The sequence below is a fragment of the Psychrobacter sp. FME5 genome (assembly GCF_014861375.1).
Taxonomy (GTDB): domain Bacteria; phylum Pseudomonadota; class Gammaproteobacteria; order Pseudomonadales; family Moraxellaceae; genus Psychrobacter.
The window spans coordinates 20879-39067 of sequence record NZ_RRYX01000021.1 but is presented as its reverse complement, the minus strand read 5'-3'; the positions used below and the strand labels follow the sequence as shown (position 1 = coordinate 39067).

The following is an 18189-nucleotide window of genomic DNA, read 5'->3' as shown; positions in this document are numbered from 1 at the left end:
GTATAGAGGGTAATAACTGTCGCCTTAGACACCGATTAAGACGAGCGGTTAGAAAGACTTGTTGCTTCTCAAAAAAGCTTGATAATCATTTTAAAGTGTTTGATTTGGTGTTCTTTTACATCAATTATGGCTACGTCTGATGCCAGCATACTTTTTAGAACACCACCGTAAATTTATGGTAAAAACGATACCGTACTATTGGCTATAAATTTTTTGCAACCTCTTACTTTACTACAATCGTATCGCTTTTATTTTGAACTGACTATAGAAGAACGACCCAGTTAAGTAGATGTATTGCTTATCTATTCTGACTTTGACATAATGCAGCCGATAAGATAAATAACATATCTTATGGATAAAAAGCCTTCGACGTTCGCGTCGGAGGCTTTTGTTTTTTTCTAAAATTGCCAAGTATGTGCGCTCATTTTTAAGGCTATGGTTATGCTTACCACCAATCAAACATCGCAGGGTACTATCGCTGCAGTGGCTGCAAACTTTTTATACTCTCTGCTATTCTTGTTTGGCCTATTGTTACAGCCGTTTTCAGGGACACAGGTAGCGTCATGGCGCGTGTTGATGATGCTATTTAGTTTGGTTTTATTGGTCAGCGTACTAAAGCAGTGGCAGCATATTTTTGATTATTTAAAAACCTTAAAGACGCCAAAAGAATGGTTGTTGTTTATATTGCCTACGCCGATTTTGGGCGCACAAATTTGGATATTTATGTGGGCACCGGTCAATGGCTTGGGTATCGAGGTGACGTTGGGTTACTTTTTATACCCCATGATTATGATTATGGTTGGTCGCTTTTTTTATAATGAAGACATGAGTTTATTGCAGTGGATTGCCACGATATGTGCAGGTTTAGGGATTGCTTATGATGTCTTTCAATATGGGACTATCTCTTGGGCGACGTTGTTTGTCTGTTTGGGTTATCCGCCTTATTACCTATTGCGCCGCAAACTGGCTGTGCCCCCAATCACTGGGTTGGTGTCGGATTTGGTTTTACTAACCCCGGTGGTGGTGATTGCGTTATATATGACTGGTGGTTTTGAGCTAGCAATAGCCACTGATAAGTTTTGGTATCTTTTGCCCTTATTGGGCATTATTAGTGCTGCTGCGATGTCACTCACGATGGTTGCCAGTCAAAAGCTGCCAGTCTCATTGTTTGGGACTTTATGCTACCTTGAGCCGATATTCTTGTTTGTATTTTCCATCACTATCTTGCATCAAAATATCGATGAAGGTGGCTCATTATTTATGTACGGCATGATTTTTGTTGCGCTGATGATTTTTGTTGCTGATAGTGCGCTTGGTTACTTGGCACGTAAACGTGATGACCGCTTGCATGGTTACAATGAGCCACAAGTGGGTAGCTTTCCGCCGCGCCGTCGTCTAAAGAATCGCCGTATCAAAGGCGTGTTAGCCGCGCATCGGTTTCGTAAAATTAAGAAGTATCAGCAAAAAATAGACAAAATGAGCCGAAAGATAGAGGTGTTGCACTCAAAATAATATATTTGACAACAACATATAGTGTGACTTGGCAGACATTTTTTCGCCACTATTCTACATAGCTTCTGTATTAAAGGGTCATTAATTACGCTATTATCAAGGGCTGTGCTGCCATGCTCAATAGAATGCAGTGAAGCATATATATAATATCATTGTTTATTTACACGATAACTAATACCATTCACAAAAATTAGAGTAGCAAGGAAAACGAGTGCAAGTGCTACGCGCTGTAGACTAAACGAGTTTGACACCGCTAATCGTACTTTTTGGGTTTGGTATAACTATAACTGAGACGGTTTATGTTACATCTTCATCATTTAGCAAACTCACGCTCGTTTCGTATTTTGTGGCTGTTAGAAGAGCTAAACGTCGATTATGAATTGACGTGCTACGAGCGCAATAAAGCGTATCGTGCGCCTGAAAGTTTAAAAAAAGTACATCCACTCGGTCATGCACCCATGCTAGAGGTGGACGATCGGGTACTGATAGAGTCAGGATTTATCATTGAGTATTTAATCAAACACTATGATAAACAGCAGCAATTCAAACCTGCTGATGATAATGAAGCGGCGTGGGAAGCCTACACCTTTTGGTTGCACTTCGCCGAAGCATCATTGATGCCGCCACTGGTCATGCGTTTGGTGTTCACAAAAGTCGTTGAGCAATCGCCCATGCTGATCAAGCCGGTGAGTAAAAAAATTCAAAGTCAGGTCGAAAAAAGCATGATTAGCAATAGCTTGGAAGCTATATTAAATATGATGGAGCAGCATCTGCAAGACAATCATTGGTTTGCAGGTAGCGACTTTAGTGCGGCTGATATTCAGATGCACCTCGCCGTCATAGGCGCTAACGCAGGTCCAGGGTTGGATAGCAGTAAATATACCAATATCTTAAATTGGCTCAAACGCTGCGAAGAGCGCGATGCCTTTAAGCGTGCAGAAAAAAAAGGTGGACGCGTAAAATTCTAAATGAGGCGTATTTAACCAACACGCCCTAATCGATTTGATATTAAAATAGAAGGTTTTGTTTATAATTAGACAAAACCTTTTTTAGGATAAAAAATGACAGACCTGAATAAACTAGATAATAGCAGTACCGATGTAGACCCTCAAATTAACGCGGCAGGAACAAATAACCAGCAGGTATCTGTGAAGGCCTGGTCACAAAAACTGCTGGTGGTTATTCTATGTGTAGCCAGCTTTTATGGTGGCTGGAAGTCTTATGAGTCTAATATGGTCAATGAATGTACTGCTAATGGTGGACAAATGGTTGAAGGGCAAAGAACGCTACTATGTCAATTATCATAGCGAGTTTGATCAACAGCAGAGGTAGGCCATGCTAAAGTTAACTTTTTTGGGCACCTCGGCAGGCGTGCCAACCAAACAGCGCAATGTGACGGCGCTGGCGATTGAATGCTTGAATCCTTATTTATCGGGTGCGTCGCAAAAAAGTAAGCAACAGAATAAAAAATCAGATAAAAACTCAAGTAAAAAAACGCGTCCGTGGCTATTGGTTGATTGCGGTGAAGGCACTCAGCAGCAATTATTGTATACCCATCTCTCTCTACACCAATTAACGGCTATCTGCATCACTCATGTCCATGGCGACCATTGTTATGGTTTGCCAGGGTTGCTAGCGAGCGCGGCAATGTCGGGACGCCGCAAGCCGTTGACCCTCATTGCGCCAAAATCGATTGCAACGCTGCTCGATGCTGTGATCTCGACCACCGAGTTGCACTTACCTTTTGCGGTTGATTTCATTGCTATAGAAGATGTGCTATCTGAGAAAAATAATGAAAGCCAGATAAGTCTCTATTTAAGTGACGAACATCAGCTTGATATCGATATCACAGCGTTGTCTCATCGGGTTGCTTCTCATGGTTTTGGCATCACGCAAACTATTAGCCGTCGCACACTTAATACCGATAAATTGGCAGCGGAGGGCGTTCCAGCAAATGTACTGTGGGGCAAGTTACAACAAGGTACAGATGTGGTGACAGAGGATGGTCGTCAGCTGTGCTCGGCAGACTATGTCGATAATGAGGTGCAACGTACAAGGATAGTGGTCGCTGGAGATAATGATACGCCAGAATGCCTAAGTGCTGCGGTAGTTGATGCGGACTTACTGGTGCATGAAGCCACCTATACCCATGACGTTTTACTAAAAATTCAGGCCAAAAACCCAGACTTTGATCCGATGCATAGTAGTGCGCAATTGATTGGCAAGTTTGCCCAAGACAGTGGAATCAAAAACCTCATTTTGACCCATTTTAGCGCCCGCTATCAAGGCTTTGACAACTCAAAAAGCCCCACGCCAAACATGGGTCATCTTCGGTTGGATGCGCAAAGTGCCTACAATGAAAATCTATGGTTGGCAGAAGACTTTGCCCAATATATGGTTAATGGTGCAGTGACAGATAGTGATGGCCAAACGAACAACCGCGTACAGTATTTAGGCTCTGCACGCGGTGATAAAAAGTGATTAAAAATAATTGAAAGTCATGTTGAAGCTTAAGCTCTAAGGTTGACTGTCTTCAGCCGCAAGCTTTGATTGCCCTATCCAGTAGCGGCTAAACTGATAGGCTACCCGTCCAGAACGCCCACCACGCTCCGATGCCCAGCGTAATGCAGCTGCTCTAATATCATCAGGTAGAGGGTCATTGTTTGCCGCAACAAGGTCATGATTGTTAAGATTATTTGTCGCATCTGAGGTTTGTTGTGGCTGAATAGATAAATAGTGGCGCACTATTTGTAAATAAGTGCTTTGGTCCATCGGATGAAACGATAACCATAAACCGAAACGGTCAGATAGTGATACCGTTTCATCAACGGTCTCATAAGGATTGACCTCGTCGGTCTGACCGTTATAAATATTAATATTGTCTTTCATAAACTGTGGCAACAAATGGCGGCGGTTACTGGTGGCATAGACCAATAGTTTATCTTGTTCTGAATCAAGTGAACCATCCAACACACTTTTTAGGGTCCGATAGCTCTCGTCCTGACCATTAAACGCCAAATCATCGCAGTACACTACATAATGGCAGCCACAATCCGCTGGCAGCGCATTAATTGCAGCGCGTATCTTATCAAGCACCCGTAGATCATCACGAGCAATTTCAATAATGCGCAGACCTTCGCTATGATAGGCTTGTAGTAGCGCGCGGATCAGTGATGATTTACCCGCGCCGCGTGTCCCTGTCATTAGTACATGGTTGGCTGGATAGCCTCTTAGAAACTGCCGCGTATTTTGTACCAGTTTTGATTTTTGCGTTTCGATACCGTGCAAGTCCTCTAGACTCAAAAACAGATTGACCGCCAATGGTTGCAGGTGTCCGTTATGACCACCGACCCAGCGATAGGCCAGTTGTGCAGGGTCAATATCAATAGTGGGGGTTACTTGCTCTTGTAAATATTGACTGAGCAAGTCTAATACATGGTCGGGTAGGGCGTAATGATTGGGCTGTGTAGATGATGAATTGGGTAGTTGCGACATAATGACTCTAACCGTTAAAGTGGCGTTTAACACTAAATCCAAAAAGTATGATTAACGTTATTAAATCTGCTAAGCCTAATAGATGTAGTGCTTGCACAGTTTTTTGCGTTATTCTGGTTTTTGGAGATGGTATAAATTGGGCGGTAGCAGTGTCACCGTACCATGAAAAACAGTATCGGGAAAAGTACCATGAAAAATAGTGCCAGTAATCTGTCTAATATACAAGCGTTACAGGCACATGCTCAGCAGCTATTGCCAATCATTACTCAAGCGTTGTCCGCACGATATTATACTGAGCTAGCCCACCAACGCCTTAGCCAGCAAAATAGTGGAAAAAATAGGGAGCAAAATCAGAATGCTAAAAGCTATGATATTAAAAATAATAATTATCAAGGTTTAACACGCGCGCAGCATCCACAGTTTGGTAATGTGATGATTAAATGGCAGTTAAGTGCTTTAAGTAATGTAAGTAAAGGTGGTGCCAGTCAAGACTCAGACAAGTTGGCTGATTTAACCGACGAAGCGGATGTTCTAAAATCTATAAATACTTCATCGAACCATCAAAATAATCTGATCGCACCGCTGCTATTAGATTATGAAAATATCACGCTTCAAATATTAGAGCCGTCTTTGCAGCTGATTATACTTGTCATGCCCTATTATCTTAATGGCAGCTTGGCAAGTCAGTTAAGCGCTCAAAAGCATCTGTTATTAACCGCTCAACAAAAACATCAATTTATCTTGCAAGCTGCTTATCTTATTCGTCGTTTGCATAAGATAGGCTGGTTACATAATGATATTAAGCCCAGTAATATTTTGCTCAAACGGACTTTAACGGATGGCACTAATTATAATAGAATAACGTCTGATTTGTTGTTAACTGATTTTGCTTTAGCGCAACGCTTTGATAGCGCTAGTAATTCAAATCCTGCGGGCACACCAGCATATCTTGCGCCCGAGCGTTGGCAAGGGCAGGGTGCAACGGTATCGAGCGATATTTATGCGTTTGGAATAATGCTGTATGAGATATTAGTGGGCAAGCGACCGTTTAGAGTGAGAGCGCAAAGTAGTCAGCCAATGCTTGATTGGGCGATTCAACATTGCCAACAGCCTGTGCCAAAATTGCCATCAGAATATGATCGCTATCAACACATTATCGATAAGGCATTGGCAAAATGGCTAGAGACGCGCTATCGAAGTATGGAGGAGGTTTTGAGGGATTTAACGTTGTTACAAAGCAGATAAAGCGTATTACTGATAGTCTTGATAGAGTGCTTCCACAGATTTATCATTAACGATGCTTTGACACTGAGCAAATTTCATATTGAAAGTCTCTCTTAATTCATTCATCTGATCTATATTGGTGTTGTCAGTACCAGAGTAATAACTCTTAGCGCTAATAGCATAGCGGCTCATTGTATCTAATGTTTCATCGCAAACCTCAAAAGGTGCGATAGTTGGCAGACGATTAACATTCACATTATCTATGATTCTATAAGTGTTGCTGATAGTGCTTGCTAATAGTTTGGTATCTTGGGTAGCAATCGCGCTTTCTATACCCGCTTTTAGAACGGTTAACTTTTCTAAAAGTATCTCTGCATCGTGGTGAAAGCCACTAAATTTATCCAAGCTCATCATAATCTTGGTATTCGAGTTTGTATCCAAGTCAGCTGAACTATCAGGTTTATATAGGTTGCGAAGACCCAAAAGACTGGCTGTCAATAGCAGCAGTAGACCTACCGTTAACCAAAATCCTTTATTCATCGTTTTAAACCAGTCATTTTTATACCTCTAATAATTGCTATCAGGCCTTTATCCATAATATAGGTCTTAGCTTTCTCTGTTTATTATGGATAAGTGTTTTACATAAACCTTAAACACAAAAAAACCTGCTCAGAGGCAGGTTTTGATATTTGGTCTAAGATGTACTATCCGAAAATGGTGGGGCTGGAGAGACTCGAACTCTCACACCTTGCGGCGCCAGAACCTAAATCTGGTGCGTCTACCAATTCCGCCACAGCCCCATTTTCGTTACTCTATCATTAACAGCAATGAAACTCAAATGCTATCTAGACAGTTAACTGATTCGGTAGTGCGTCTCAGTGGTTGGCTATTATATAGAGTTTGAATGATTTGGCAACCCCTATTTGCAATTAATTTTAATTTTTTAGCGATTATTTTTACTAAGAATTATAAATTATTGATATTAAAAGAATTTGCGTTTGTTCTCTGATGCAGAGATGTCTAAATGATGACACGCCCTAGCCAAAGTGTGTGTGCATATCATTAATATAGGCATCAATATTGACTATGCCTAGGAGAAAGGAATACTCGATATAATATTTAACCATAAATCAACACTATAGGGCGGCAAAACTGGTGATTATCACAAAAAAAACGTACAATGCGCACAGCCAATTTATCTCTAGCAAGGTCAGCCATGCCCAAAACTTCTACCGAGTCCGTTAATCCGACTGTTACTACCTCACAGCCAGTTCCTAACACCCCAAAGGACACTGCTACTATCTTCAATCCTGCCAAGCCGACAGCAACGCCCGCGCAGCGCTCAACAGATAGCAGTGACCCTTACCACCATAAAGCCAATCACAATCAAAACCGTAGTATCGAACAAAGTAGTCAGGTGACTTCAACTACTTCAGCGACTATAAATGCGCCCGTCAACACAGCGCCTAAGATTGGTTTTGTATCGCTTGGTTGCCCAAAAGCATTAGTAGATAGTGAGCGTATTATTACGGAATTGAGCCGTGATGGCTATCAGGTTGCCAGTGATTATGATGGCGCAGACCTAGTCGTGGTTAATACTTGCGGCTTTATTGAGTCAGCAGTACAAGAGTCGCTCGATGCCATCGGTGAGGCCATTAGTAAAAACGGTAAAGTCATCGTAACGGGTTGCTTGGGTAAAGAAGCGGAAAAAATCCGTACCATGCATCCAGCGGTGCTAGCTGTGACTGGTGCTCATGCTTATGATGAAGTGATTACCGCAGTTTCACAGCATGTGCCGCGCCCCAATAAGGCACAGGACAAAGACTATAATCCTAAAATTGATTTGATTAATGAAGCGGGCATTAAATTAACGCCCAGTCATTATGCCTATCTAAAAATATCTGAAGGTTGTAACCATCGCTGTACTTTCTGCATTATTCCAAGCCTACGCGGTGATTTAGTATCGCGTCCGATTGATAGTGTCATGAATGAAGCACTGGCGCTCAAAAAGGCGGGGGTGAAAGAGTTACTTATTATCTCGCAAGACACTTCTGCGTATGGTTTGGATTTAAAGTACAAGACCAGCTTTTGGAATGGTATGCCGCTCAAATCCAAGTTTTATGATATGTGTAAAGCGTTGAATGATTTGGGTATTTGGGTGCGTCTGCATTACGTCTATCCGTATCCGCATGTGGATAAAGTCGTTGAGCTTATGGGCGAGAAGAAGCTGTTACCTTATTTGGATATTCCGTTCCAACATGCCAGTCATCGCATCTTAAAAGCCATGAAACGCCCAGCACATAGCGAGAACACGCTAGCTCGTATCAAGGCGTGGCGTGAGATTTGTCCTGATATCGTCATTCGCTCCACCTTTGTCGTTGGCTTCCCTGGTGAGACCGAAGAAGACTTTCAAGTCTTGCTTGACTGGTTAGTCGAAGCAGGCCTTGACCGCGTTGGTGCCTTTACCTATTCGGAAGTCGAAGGCGCGGTCGCCAATGATTTGCCAAATCCTGTGCCTGAAAATATCAAGCAAGAACGCTACGAGCGTTTTATGAGCGTACAGCAAGAGATTTCTGCGCAAAAACTACAAGAAAAAATTGGCAAAACCTTAATGGTATTGGTCGATGAAATTGATAGTGAGGAAGGCATCGCTATTTGTCGTAGCTACGCTGACGCGCCTGAGATTGATGGTCATGTCTATGTCGATGAGATTGACGGCCACGTCAAAGTAGGGCAATTCTTAACGGTTACTATTGATGATGCTAGCGAATATGACTTATTTGCTAGTTATCAAGGTTAAAAAGCAAACCTATTATCTCAAGTGAAAATTGCCCAACAGCGGGCAGTTTTTGCTACAATTAGCGCAATTTAGCCTTTTTACATGCCTACCACTGAGTATGACGCTGTAGGCGAATCCAAAGGCAAATTCTATTTGTGTTTTATCGATAACTTTAATTATAATTTAATGCTAACAAGGTGACCCCATGTCTGACAAAAACCCAAGTTATTCTCGTATCTTGCTAAAACTCTCTGGCGAAGCCTTAGCGGGTGGCAAAGACATGGGTATTGATACCGAAGTACTCGATAAAATGAGTTTGTCTATTGCTCATTTACGCGGACTTGGTGTACAAGTCGGTATCGTCGTCGGCGGCGGTAACTTATATCGCGGTGCTCAGCTACAAAAAGAAGGCTTGGTTGGTCGCGTCACAGGCGATCAAATGGGTATGCTAGCCACTGTTATGAATGGTCTGGCAATGCGTGACGCCCTTGAGCGTCGCAATATCAAAACCCGTTTGATGTCAGCGTTGCCCATTGGTGAGGTAACTGAAAGCTATAGCAGCCGTAATGCGATTCGTTATCTTAAAAACGGCGAAGTGTGTATCTTTGTCGCTGGTACAGGCAATCCTTTCTTTACCACTGATACGGCTGCTTGCTTACGCGGTATCGAAATCGAAGCGGGCTTAATCTTAAAAGCCACCAAAGTTGATGGTGTCTATGATAAAGACCCAAGCCTACATGCTGATGCGGTCAAATATGATGGTTTGACCTTTGATGAGGTATTAGAGCAGAAGCTCGGGGTCATGGATTTAACCGCTATTGCGCTATGCCGTGAGCACAATGTACCGTTACAAGTTTTTGATATGACCAAGCCTAACGCCTTATTGAATGTGATTATGGGCGAAAATGAAGGCACACGCGTTTATCATTAATTTTTATTGCTACGTCAGCCCTGAATGTGGCTGAATAAACAACCAATAATGAATACCTATATAATTAACAATGAATGATTTGTCGACAGCGATAAATAAGGATACCTAATGATTAAAGAGATTAAGCAAGACGGCGAAGCGCGCATGCAAAAAACCTTAGAAGCGCTTGAGAGTACTTTTAGTAAAGTCCGTACTGGGCGAGCGCATCCAGGTATGTTGTCAGGCGTGATGGTCAGCTACTACGGTTCTGATACCCCACTAAACCAAGTAGCCAGCGTCAACGTTGAAGACTCGCGTACCTTACTTGTGCAGCCGTTTGACCGCACCATGGTACAAGCGATTGATAAAGCGATTCGCGAAGCAGATTTGGGTCTGAACCCAATGTCAGCTGATGTGATTCGTGTGCCGATGCCAGCGTTGACAGAAGAAACCCGAAAAGATATGCAAAAATTGGCACGTGGCGAGGCAGAAAACAGCCGTGTTTCTATTCGTAATATTCGCCGTGATATGATGAACGATATTAAAGACTTGGCAAAAGAAAAAGAAATATCAGAAGATGATGAGCGCCGTGCCAGTGATGATATTCAAAAAATTACCGATAAGTTTATTGAGACCATTGATAGCCGCTTAAGTAAAAAAGAAAGCGATTTAATGGAAGTATAAACATCAGTTTTTTTGTCATTTAGACCGACAAAATATTGGTAATACCGCCAAAACTAAGCAGCCAATGCACCGGCTGCTTAGTTTTGTGTAGATTGCTGTCATAATATGGTCAAGGTCAAATGACTGAATTGTGATAAGTTTATGAATTGTCTGTATTGTCCTTTTTAACCGCTATCGCACGCGTTATTATTATCTCACCTCAACAATAAGCAAGTTCGCCTATGTCCCCGTCAACGTCAACCGCTTCGATTTCTGCTATTCTTCCCCGTCATATTGCTATCATCATGGATGGCAATAATCGCTATGGTAAAGCCAATAAACTGGGTGCTGGTCAAGGGCATGTGGCAGGCAAAGATGCGCTAGACCCGATTGTCGAATACTGTGTTAGGGTCGGAATTGAAGTCTTAACGGTATTTGCCTTTTCTAGTGAAAACTGGCAACGCCCACCAAATGAGGTGGCGTTATTGATGCACCTATTAAGCTTAACCATTCATGAGCAAATGCCTCGTATGCAGAAGCACCGTATTCGTCTGCGTTTCATTGGTGATCGCAGTCAGCTGAGCGATGATTTGCAGGCATTAATGGCAGACGCTGAAGCAAAAACGGCAAATTTTGAAGCCATGACATTGGTCATTGCGATCAGTTATGGCGGCCAATGGGATATCGCCCATGCCGCAAAGCAGCTGGCACAGCAAGTGCAGCTAGGCCAGCTATCAGTGGAAGATATCGATAAACAGAGCCTCAGTAAGTATGTGCAATTGGCGGATGCGCCCGAAGTGGATATGCTAATACGTACAGGTGGCGAATATCGTCTTTCTAACTTTTTATTGTGGCAATCGGCGTATGCCGAGCTATTTTTTACCCAAACACTGTGGCCAAACTTTGCAGCGGATGAGTTAGCAGCGATGGTGGCAGAATTCGCCCGACGACAACGCCGCTTTGGCAAAACCAGCGAACAGGTAGTGACAGAGCAGAAAATGCATTAAGAAACTTGCTGGTGACACAATAAACCGTCTTAATTGGCTATATTGAACGTTCACGAATACGCACTGTTAGTGGGCTATTGTAGATTAACTGCTATAATGCGTTTTTAATCAGGCATTTTTCATTATTAATAAGGCTCAATAAGTATGTGGCAACGAATTAAGACGGCAATTGTTCTCGTTATTATCGTTGGTATTGCAATGTTTGCGAGCCAAACCCCTATTTTATTTGCGCCGCTGTTAGCGGTTGGGGTGATTATCGCTGCTCATGAATGGACCAAGCTGATGCCGAAGTGGCGCCAGCCTGTTTTATTTGTAGTACTGGTCTTGGTGCTGACCTTAGTATCGCTCATATTTAAAGTCACTTGGCTGTTTTGGTGGGTGGCTTCACTGGCTATATGGCTAATGGCCTTGTCTTGGGTCAGAGTTTTCCCCACGCATACTAATTGGTATGGCAAGAAGCTGGCATTGATGGGCGCTGTGATATTAACCGCCTCTATTACCGCTATGTTTTATTTGTGGCAACTGTCAGCATGGTGGTTGCTCTATGTGTTCTTATTAGTCTGGTGCGCGGATAGTGGCGCTTATTTTGTGGGTCGCAAGCTTGGTCGCCGCAAGATGGCACCCAATGTCTCACCTAATAAGAGTATGGAGGGACTGGCGGGTGGGCTCGTCACAGGTTTGCTGGTAGTGATTGCAATCAGTGTCTTTAAATTACAGTTAACTGGCGTGCCACTTATTGCTTTTGTGGCGTTATCCGCAATAACGATTTTAGCATCTGTTCTTGGTGATTTGTTTGAGTCAATGCTTAAACGCCGCGCCGATGTCAAAGATTCAGGAACCATTTTACCGGGTCATGGCGGAGTGCTTGATCGTATCGACTCGCTATTATCTGCCACACCGATATTTGCGCTTGGGTTTTGGGCGATACAGCAGCTAGGTTTGATCGTGGTGTAGTCCGTTCGCTGTAAAGATTTTATAGCGAGGCGGATGGCGGTTTTTCCGCCTCTGTCGATGTAAGCACAGCACGCAAATTTTTTTTCAGTCTTTCATAGAGGCAAAATAGGTAATAGCCTTATTTAGCCTCTACAAGATAAAGCTATAAGGGTAAGATCGCTTATTTTTTTATATAATAGTATTTATAGTAGCAATGGCTTTTATGTTTTTTGCGGCTTACTCTTACTTTTTTCTTTAGTTTTTTATACGAGTGCTGTTTTTTACAGTACCATTCATAGGTAAGGCACCGATGGTTATGACGCAACGTATCGCCGTACTAGGCGCGACAGGTTCGATTGGCGATAGCACGTTAGCAATTCTAGCGGCACAACCACAGCACTACGAAGTTTATGCTTTATCAGGCTACCAGCATTTAGATAAGTTACTGGCGCTTTGCAAACAGTTTTTACCCAAACGCGTCAGTGTACCGACAGCAGCGGTCGATGATTTTGCCCAGCGCCTTGGTGCGGCTGGTCTGGATATCGATGTGGTAGGCGGCGCAGAAGGGTTGGTAGATATTGCCACTGACTCGCAAACTGATACGGTCGTTGCCGCTATTGTGGGCGCGGCAGGGCTGCCTTCTACCTTAGCAGCAGCGCGTGCAGGTAAGCGTATTCTACTGGCCAATAAAGAAGCCCTGGTGATGGCAGGGAAAGTGATGATTAATGCGGTCAAAACGCATCATGCTACCTTGCTACCGCTCGACTCTGAGCACAACGCTATTTTTCAGTGTTTGCCGTTCTCTATTCAACAAGACCACAGTCAAATTCATGAGCTAAGCCATGGCGTACGCAAGCTGTGGTTGACCGCGTCTGGTGGACCATTTTTGCAAAAATCATTTGCACAGATGCAGCAAGCGAGTGTCACTGAAGCGGTCAAACACCCAAACTGGTCGATGGGACAAAAAATATCAGTCGACTCGGCAACGATGATGAATAAAGGGCTTGAGCTGATAGAAGCGTGTCATTTATTTGACTTGCCTGAAAATAAAATAAATGTGGTTATTCATCCGCAAAGTATCATTCACTCAATGGTAGAATATAGCGATGGTAGCTTTTTAGCGCAGCTGGGCAGTCCAGATATGAAAACCCCCATTGCCCATGCGCTCAGCTACCCCAATCGTATCGATAGTGGCTCACAGCCATTAGATTTATTTGCGCTAAGTGCTTTGGAATTTGTTGAACCAGATCTGCAAAAATTTGCCTGCTTAAGCCTTGCTCGGCAAGCGATGCAAGCGGGCACGCAAGCGACGATTGTATTAAATGCAGCCAATGAGATTGCCGTTTCTGCATTTTTAGAAGGTCATATTCGCCTGACTGATATTGCTGATATTAATGAGCAAGCCTTAAATGATATACAGCTACCACCGTTAAGTGACACTGCTGATATAGAAGATATTCTAGCGATTGATAAAATAGCACGCCATCTTACTGACAAGCTTGTAGCAAAATTAGCGTAATAGCTCTTAATAATATTGAGAACCAGTTCATTGATAAAAGCTGTTAAGAAAAATACTGAGAGACAATCATGACATTTTTATTAACGCTGCTTGCGGCAATATTTGTCTTAGGGCCGCTCATTGCTTTGCACGAGTGGGGTCATTACATTGTGGCGCGTCTTTGCGGCGTTAAAGTACTGACGTATTCTATTGGCTTTGGTCCTAAAATGTTTGGTTGGACCAGTAAAAAAAGTGGCATTGACTATCGACTTTCCGCCTTACCACTGGGTGGTTATGTCAAAATGCTCGATGAGCGTGAAGGCGAAGTCGCAAAAGATGAGCAACACTTGGCGTTCAATCGTCAGCATCCGCTCAAGAAAATAGCGATCGTCGCGGCTGGCCCGATCATGAACTTTGTGATTGCGATTGTGCTATTTTGGGTGTTGTTCATGACCCCGTCAGAACAGTTAGCGACCAATATTGGGCAAGTATTGCCTGATACCCCTGCCGCGATGGCACAGTTGCCTGTTGGCGATAAAATTATTGCCATTGATGGTCATGACGTACAGACTTGGGAAGGTATCAACTATCGTCTCGCTGGGCGTATGGGTGAGACAGATAATGTCAGTGTCACGCTGCAGTCAAACGCACAAACCAATAGTTCGACTAAAACCTACCAAGCACCTGTCACAGAGTTTATGCAAGGTACAGCACAAGGTAAAGATGCATTAACCAGTTTTGGCATGATACCGTGGCAGCCGAATATTGAACCGATAATCGGTGATTTAACCCCTGAGGGCGCCGCCAGTCGTCAAGGTTTAAAAGTTGGTGACCGGATTACTGCCATTAATGGCAAAGAAATCAAAGATTGGATTAGTGCCACGCGTATTATCCGCGATAGCCCTGAAACGCTGCTTGATTTTACGGTATTGCGTGATGATAAATCTGTGCAATTACAGATTATGCCGCAAGGTAAAAAAGACAATTTGGGTAACGATTATGGACAAATTGGTGCTATGGTGGCACAGTCTGAAATTGTTATTCCGGATGAATACAAGACGACGGTGGTTTATGGTCCTGGCGAGTCGCTGGTCAAGTCGTTTGAGAAGACCGAACAGTTGGCAGTCATGACCGTCAGCTCGATGGGCAAGATGCTGTCAGGCATGATTGGTTTGGACAATTTGTCCGGCCCGATTACCATTGCTAAAGTTGCTAAGCAAAGTTTTGATATCAGTTGGCAAATGGTGCTATCGACGGCAGCGTTGATTAGTTTGAGCCTTGCTGTACTAAATCTTTTGCCCATTCCGGTATTAGATGGTGGTCATATAGTATATTATCTTATTGAGCTGATTCGCGGTAAGCCACTCTCAGAAGGGGTGCAAATGATTGGGTTAAATATCGGTTTACTCTTGCTGGCAGGTTTCATGGTGTTAGCAATTGGTAATGATATCAGTCGGCTTTTTTGAGTAAATAATAGATAATATGGCCGATAAGGCACGAGATACTAATGGTTTTGCGCCCATCATGCGCTGATCATTACCATGATAGATGGGCTACTTTGTATCATGGCCTCTGTACTAATCGTAATTTTTAGTTTATTTTGTGATGCATTTTATATAAAGTGTTCTGAGTTTCCCGCGCGTAGTTTATGACTTTACGCGATATGGTCGAGACAATATGTGCTTTTCAACTTAACTTAAGCAGTTTTTTATTGACGGATAGTATTTATGCGTACGCCTTTATTTATGAGCGCGGCTGGGTTGCCGTTAGTTGTAGCGATGATGAGCATGCCGGTACAGGCTGCAGAATTTGTAGTCACTGACATCGGTTTCAACGGCCTGCAACGCCTAACCCCCGATAGCCTCTATCCGGTTCTGCCTGTTTCGGTAGGGGATACGGTGAATGATAGTAGTTTGGCGGCCAGTATTAAGGCGCTGTATGCGACTGAAAACTTTGCTGATATTCAAAGTCGTGTCGAAGGCGGTAAACTACGGTTTGATGTCGTCGAACGTCCAACCATTGCCGAAGTAAACTTTGAGGGCAATAAGCTCATCCCTAAAGAAGGGCTTGAGCAGGGGCTCGACAACGCTGGTTTGTCAGTTGGTGATGTGCTAAAACAAGCCACGTTACAGGGCGTAGCCAACGAGCTACAGCAGCAGTATATCAGTCAGGGCTATTACAACAGTAATATCGAAGTAGAGCAAACCGTCCTTGATGGCAATCGGGTTAAGCTTGATGTGCGCTTTATCGAAGGTAAGCCTGCCAAGGTAGTTGATATCAACATCATCGGCAACAAACACTTTAGTGATGAAGAAATTAAAGATGTCTTTGCGGTCAAAGAATCCTCATGGACACGTCTACTCTCTAAGTCTGATCGTTATGCCAAAGAAAAGCTGGCCGCCAGTTTAGAAAACCTAAAAGCACTATACCAAAATGACGGTTATGTACGTTTTGCCGTTGATAATGCGGTGCTCAATATTAGCGAAGATAAGAGCAGTGTGTTTATCGAAGTCAGTCTTAGCGAAGGCGAGCGTTATCAGTTTGGCGAAGTGAATTTTTTAGGCAAGCCGACTTTTGATGATAATGAGTTAAAAGAGCTGGTCACCTTTGCGCCTAACGAAAAGTACTCACAAGCCAAGTTAGATGAAACCACGGCAGCATTGAAGAGTCGTTATGGCAATGAAGGTTATTACTTAGCAGAGATAAGACCAGTACCGCGTATCAATGATGATACCAAAATGGTCGAGATTGACTATTTTATCGATCCTGCACGTCCTATTTATGTTCGCCGTATCAATTTTACCGGTAATATCAAAACACAAGATGAAGTACTGCGCCGCGAAATGCGTCAATTAGAAGGCGCACTGGCATCTAGCGATAAGATACAACTGTCACGTACGCGCCTGATGCGAACTGGTTTCTTTAAAGGCGTCAATGTTGATGTGAAACCAGTGCCGAACCAGCCCGACCAAGTGGACGTAAACTATACGGTTGAAGAACAGCCATCTGGTAGCTCAACGATTGCCGCTGGTTACTCACAAAGTGGCGGTGTAACGTTCCAGTTAGATCTCACGCAAAACAACTTTATGGGTACGGGTAACCGTGTCAAAGCAGCGTTATCACGTTCAGAAACGCGTGATTCTTATAGCTTGGGCTATACCGATCCGTACTTCACTGAAAATGGTGTATCGCAAGGCATTAGCGCTTATTATCGTGAAACCAAGTACGACGATAGAAACGTTAGTAACTATGTGACGGATGCTTATGGCGCTACGCTAAACTATAGTTATCCAGTTGATGAAACCAAACGCGTTAGTGCCGGTCTTAATGTTGACAAAACCTCAGTGCGCGGTGGCCGTTTCCTAGGTGTGTCAAACGTTCAACAAATTATTGATGACGGTGGGTCGTTTGAAAGTTTTGTCAATGATGAAGGTGAAGCGACTGGACGCACAGGCTTTAAAAACGACTATCAAACCTACAACCTGTTATTTGGTTGGGACTACAGTACTTTAGATCGTCCCGTATTTCCAAGCAAAGGTATGAGTCATACGGTCGATGCAACGATTGGTCTGGGTGATGCCAGCTATCAAAAACTCGTTTATCGCGGCAATATCTACTATCCTATTTATAAAGATTGGGTCGCACGCGGTTATACCAAGCTCGGTTATGGTAATGATTTACCGTTCTATGAAAACTTCTATGCCGGTGGTTATGGCTCGGTACGTGGTTATGAAGCGTCAACGCTAGGACCCAAATCTCAGACATATTATGATGCCATCAATGATGATTTGCGCTATAAAGATGAAGAAATTGGTGGTAATGCGCTCGTTAGCTTCGGTAGTGAGCTAATCTTGCCAATGCCATTCAAAGGCGATTGGGCAGACCAAGTACGTCCAGTATTATTCGCTGAAGGCGGTCAGGTATTTGATACCACGGATAAAGAAGATCGTAACTTTATCAATCCTAACGATGGCACCGATACAGGCGTGCCATTATTAACGCAAGATAATAGTATGCGTTTTAGTGCTGGTGCTGGGGTAACTTGGTATACGCCAATTGGTCCGATTTCACTGAGTTATGCCGTCCCTATTGGTGATAAAGAAGGCGATGAAACTGAAAAAGTTCAGTTCCAGATTGGTAACACCTTCTAAGTTAACAATGGCTTTTA

Annotated in this window: 16 protein-coding genes and 1 tRNA gene; 14 read left to right on the top strand and 3 right to left on the bottom strand. The window is 43.3% G+C overall.

The window, feature by feature from the left end:
• The 5 genes from EI161_RS05055 to EI161_RS05035 form a co-directional block, all read left to right on the top strand.
• Positions 1-140, top strand: a 140-nt coding sequence (locus EI161_RS05055; protein ID WP_192528726.1) for an IS1 family transposase, incomplete at its 5' end; no start/stop codon positions are given.
• Between the two features lie 301 nt (positions 141-441).
• Positions 442-1512 (top strand): EamA family transporter RarD, encoded by a 1071-nt coding sequence (gene rarD / locus EI161_RS05050; RefSeq protein WP_192529122.1) that lies wholly within the window; start codon positions 442-444, stop codon positions 1510-1512.
• 299 nt (positions 1513-1811) lie between these two features.
• Positions 1812-2480 (top strand): glutathione S-transferase, encoded by a 669-nt coding sequence (locus tag EI161_RS05045; protein WP_192523307.1) that lies wholly within the window; start codon positions 1812-1814, stop codon positions 2478-2480.
• A gap of 93 nt (positions 2481-2573) precedes the next feature.
• Positions 2574-2819: a hypothetical protein gene (locus tag EI161_RS05040; protein ID WP_192523306.1), complete on the top strand. Its 246-nt coding sequence runs from the start codon at positions 2574-2576 to the stop codon at positions 2817-2819.
• 28 nt (positions 2820-2847) lie between these two features.
• Entirely contained in the window at positions 2848-3993 is a 1146-nt protein-coding gene (locus EI161_RS05035) for a ribonuclease Z (RefSeq protein ID WP_192523305.1), read from the top strand.
• A 36-nt stretch (positions 3994-4029) separates the two neighbouring features.
• On the opposite strand, the gene EI161_RS05030 is transcribed toward EI161_RS05035, so the two are convergent.
• Entirely contained in the window at positions 4030-5007 is a 978-nt protein-coding gene (locus EI161_RS05030) for an ATP-binding protein (protein WP_192523304.1), read from the bottom strand.
• Between the two features lie 189 nt (positions 5008-5196).
• Between EI161_RS05030 and EI161_RS05025 the strand changes: the two genes are divergently transcribed.
• A complete protein-coding gene (locus tag EI161_RS05025) occupies positions 5197-6252 on the top strand; it encodes a serine/threonine-protein kinase (RefSeq protein ID WP_192523303.1) in 1056 nt (351 codons plus the stop codon).
• Between the two features lie 6 nt (positions 6253-6258).
• Here the strand turns inward: EI161_RS05025 and EI161_RS05020 are convergent, their stop codons facing one another.
• Both EI161_RS05020 and EI161_RS05015 read right to left on the bottom strand, forming a co-directional pair.
• Positions 6259-6771, bottom strand: a complete 513-nt coding sequence (locus EI161_RS05020) for a hypothetical protein (protein ID WP_192523302.1) — start codon at positions 6769-6771, stop codon at positions 6259-6261.
• Between the two features lie 175 nt (positions 6772-6946).
• Positions 6947-7031, bottom strand: a tRNA-Leu gene (locus EI161_RS05015).
• A gap of 416 nt (positions 7032-7447) precedes the next feature.
• On the opposite strand from EI161_RS05015, the gene rimO reads away from it, so the two are divergent.
• From rimO to bamA, 8 genes are all read left to right on the top strand, one after another.
• Entirely contained in the window at positions 7448-9031 is a 1584-nt protein-coding gene (gene rimO, locus EI161_RS05010; RefSeq protein ID WP_192523301.1) for a 30S ribosomal protein S12 methylthiotransferase RimO, read from the top strand.
• Between the two features lie 184 nt (positions 9032-9215).
• Positions 9216-9941, top strand: coding sequence for a UMP kinase (pyrH, locus tag EI161_RS05005; RefSeq protein ID WP_192523300.1), 726 nt, complete (start codon positions 9216-9218; stop codon positions 9939-9941).
• 108 nt (positions 9942-10049) lie between these two features.
• Positions 10050-10604 carry a ribosome recycling factor gene (gene frr / locus EI161_RS05000; RefSeq protein WP_192523299.1) on the top strand — a complete coding sequence of 185 codons (555 nt, stop codon included), beginning with the start codon at positions 10050-10052 and terminating at the stop codon, positions 10602-10604.
• A 221-nt stretch (positions 10605-10825) separates the two neighbouring features.
• On the top strand, positions 10826-11590 hold the full coding sequence (gene uppS, locus EI161_RS04995) for a polyprenyl diphosphate synthase (protein ID WP_192529121.1): 765 nt from the start codon (positions 10826-10828) through the stop codon (positions 11588-11590).
• 144 nt (positions 11591-11734) lie between these two features.
• Positions 11735-12544: a phosphatidate cytidylyltransferase gene (locus EI161_RS04990; RefSeq protein ID WP_192523297.1), complete on the top strand. Its 810-nt coding sequence runs from the start codon at positions 11735-11737 to the stop codon at positions 12542-12544.
• Between the two features lie 289 nt (positions 12545-12833).
• Positions 12834-14042: a 1-deoxy-D-xylulose-5-phosphate reductoisomerase gene (gene ispC / locus EI161_RS04985; protein ID WP_192523296.1), complete on the top strand. Its 1209-nt coding sequence runs from the start codon at positions 12834-12836 to the stop codon at positions 14040-14042.
• A 68-nt stretch (positions 14043-14110) separates the two neighbouring features.
• The gene (gene rseP / locus EI161_RS04980; RefSeq protein ID WP_192523295.1) at positions 14111-15487 is read left to right on the top strand and encodes an RIP metalloprotease RseP; all 1377 of its coding nucleotides are present in this window, start codon (positions 14111-14113) and stop codon (positions 15485-15487) included.
• Positions 15488-15748: 261 nt separating this feature from the next.
• A complete protein-coding gene (gene bamA, locus EI161_RS04975) occupies positions 15749-18172 on the top strand; it encodes an outer membrane protein assembly factor BamA (protein ID WP_192523294.1) in 2424 nt (807 codons plus the stop codon).
• Positions 18173-18189 lie beyond the last annotated feature (17 nt).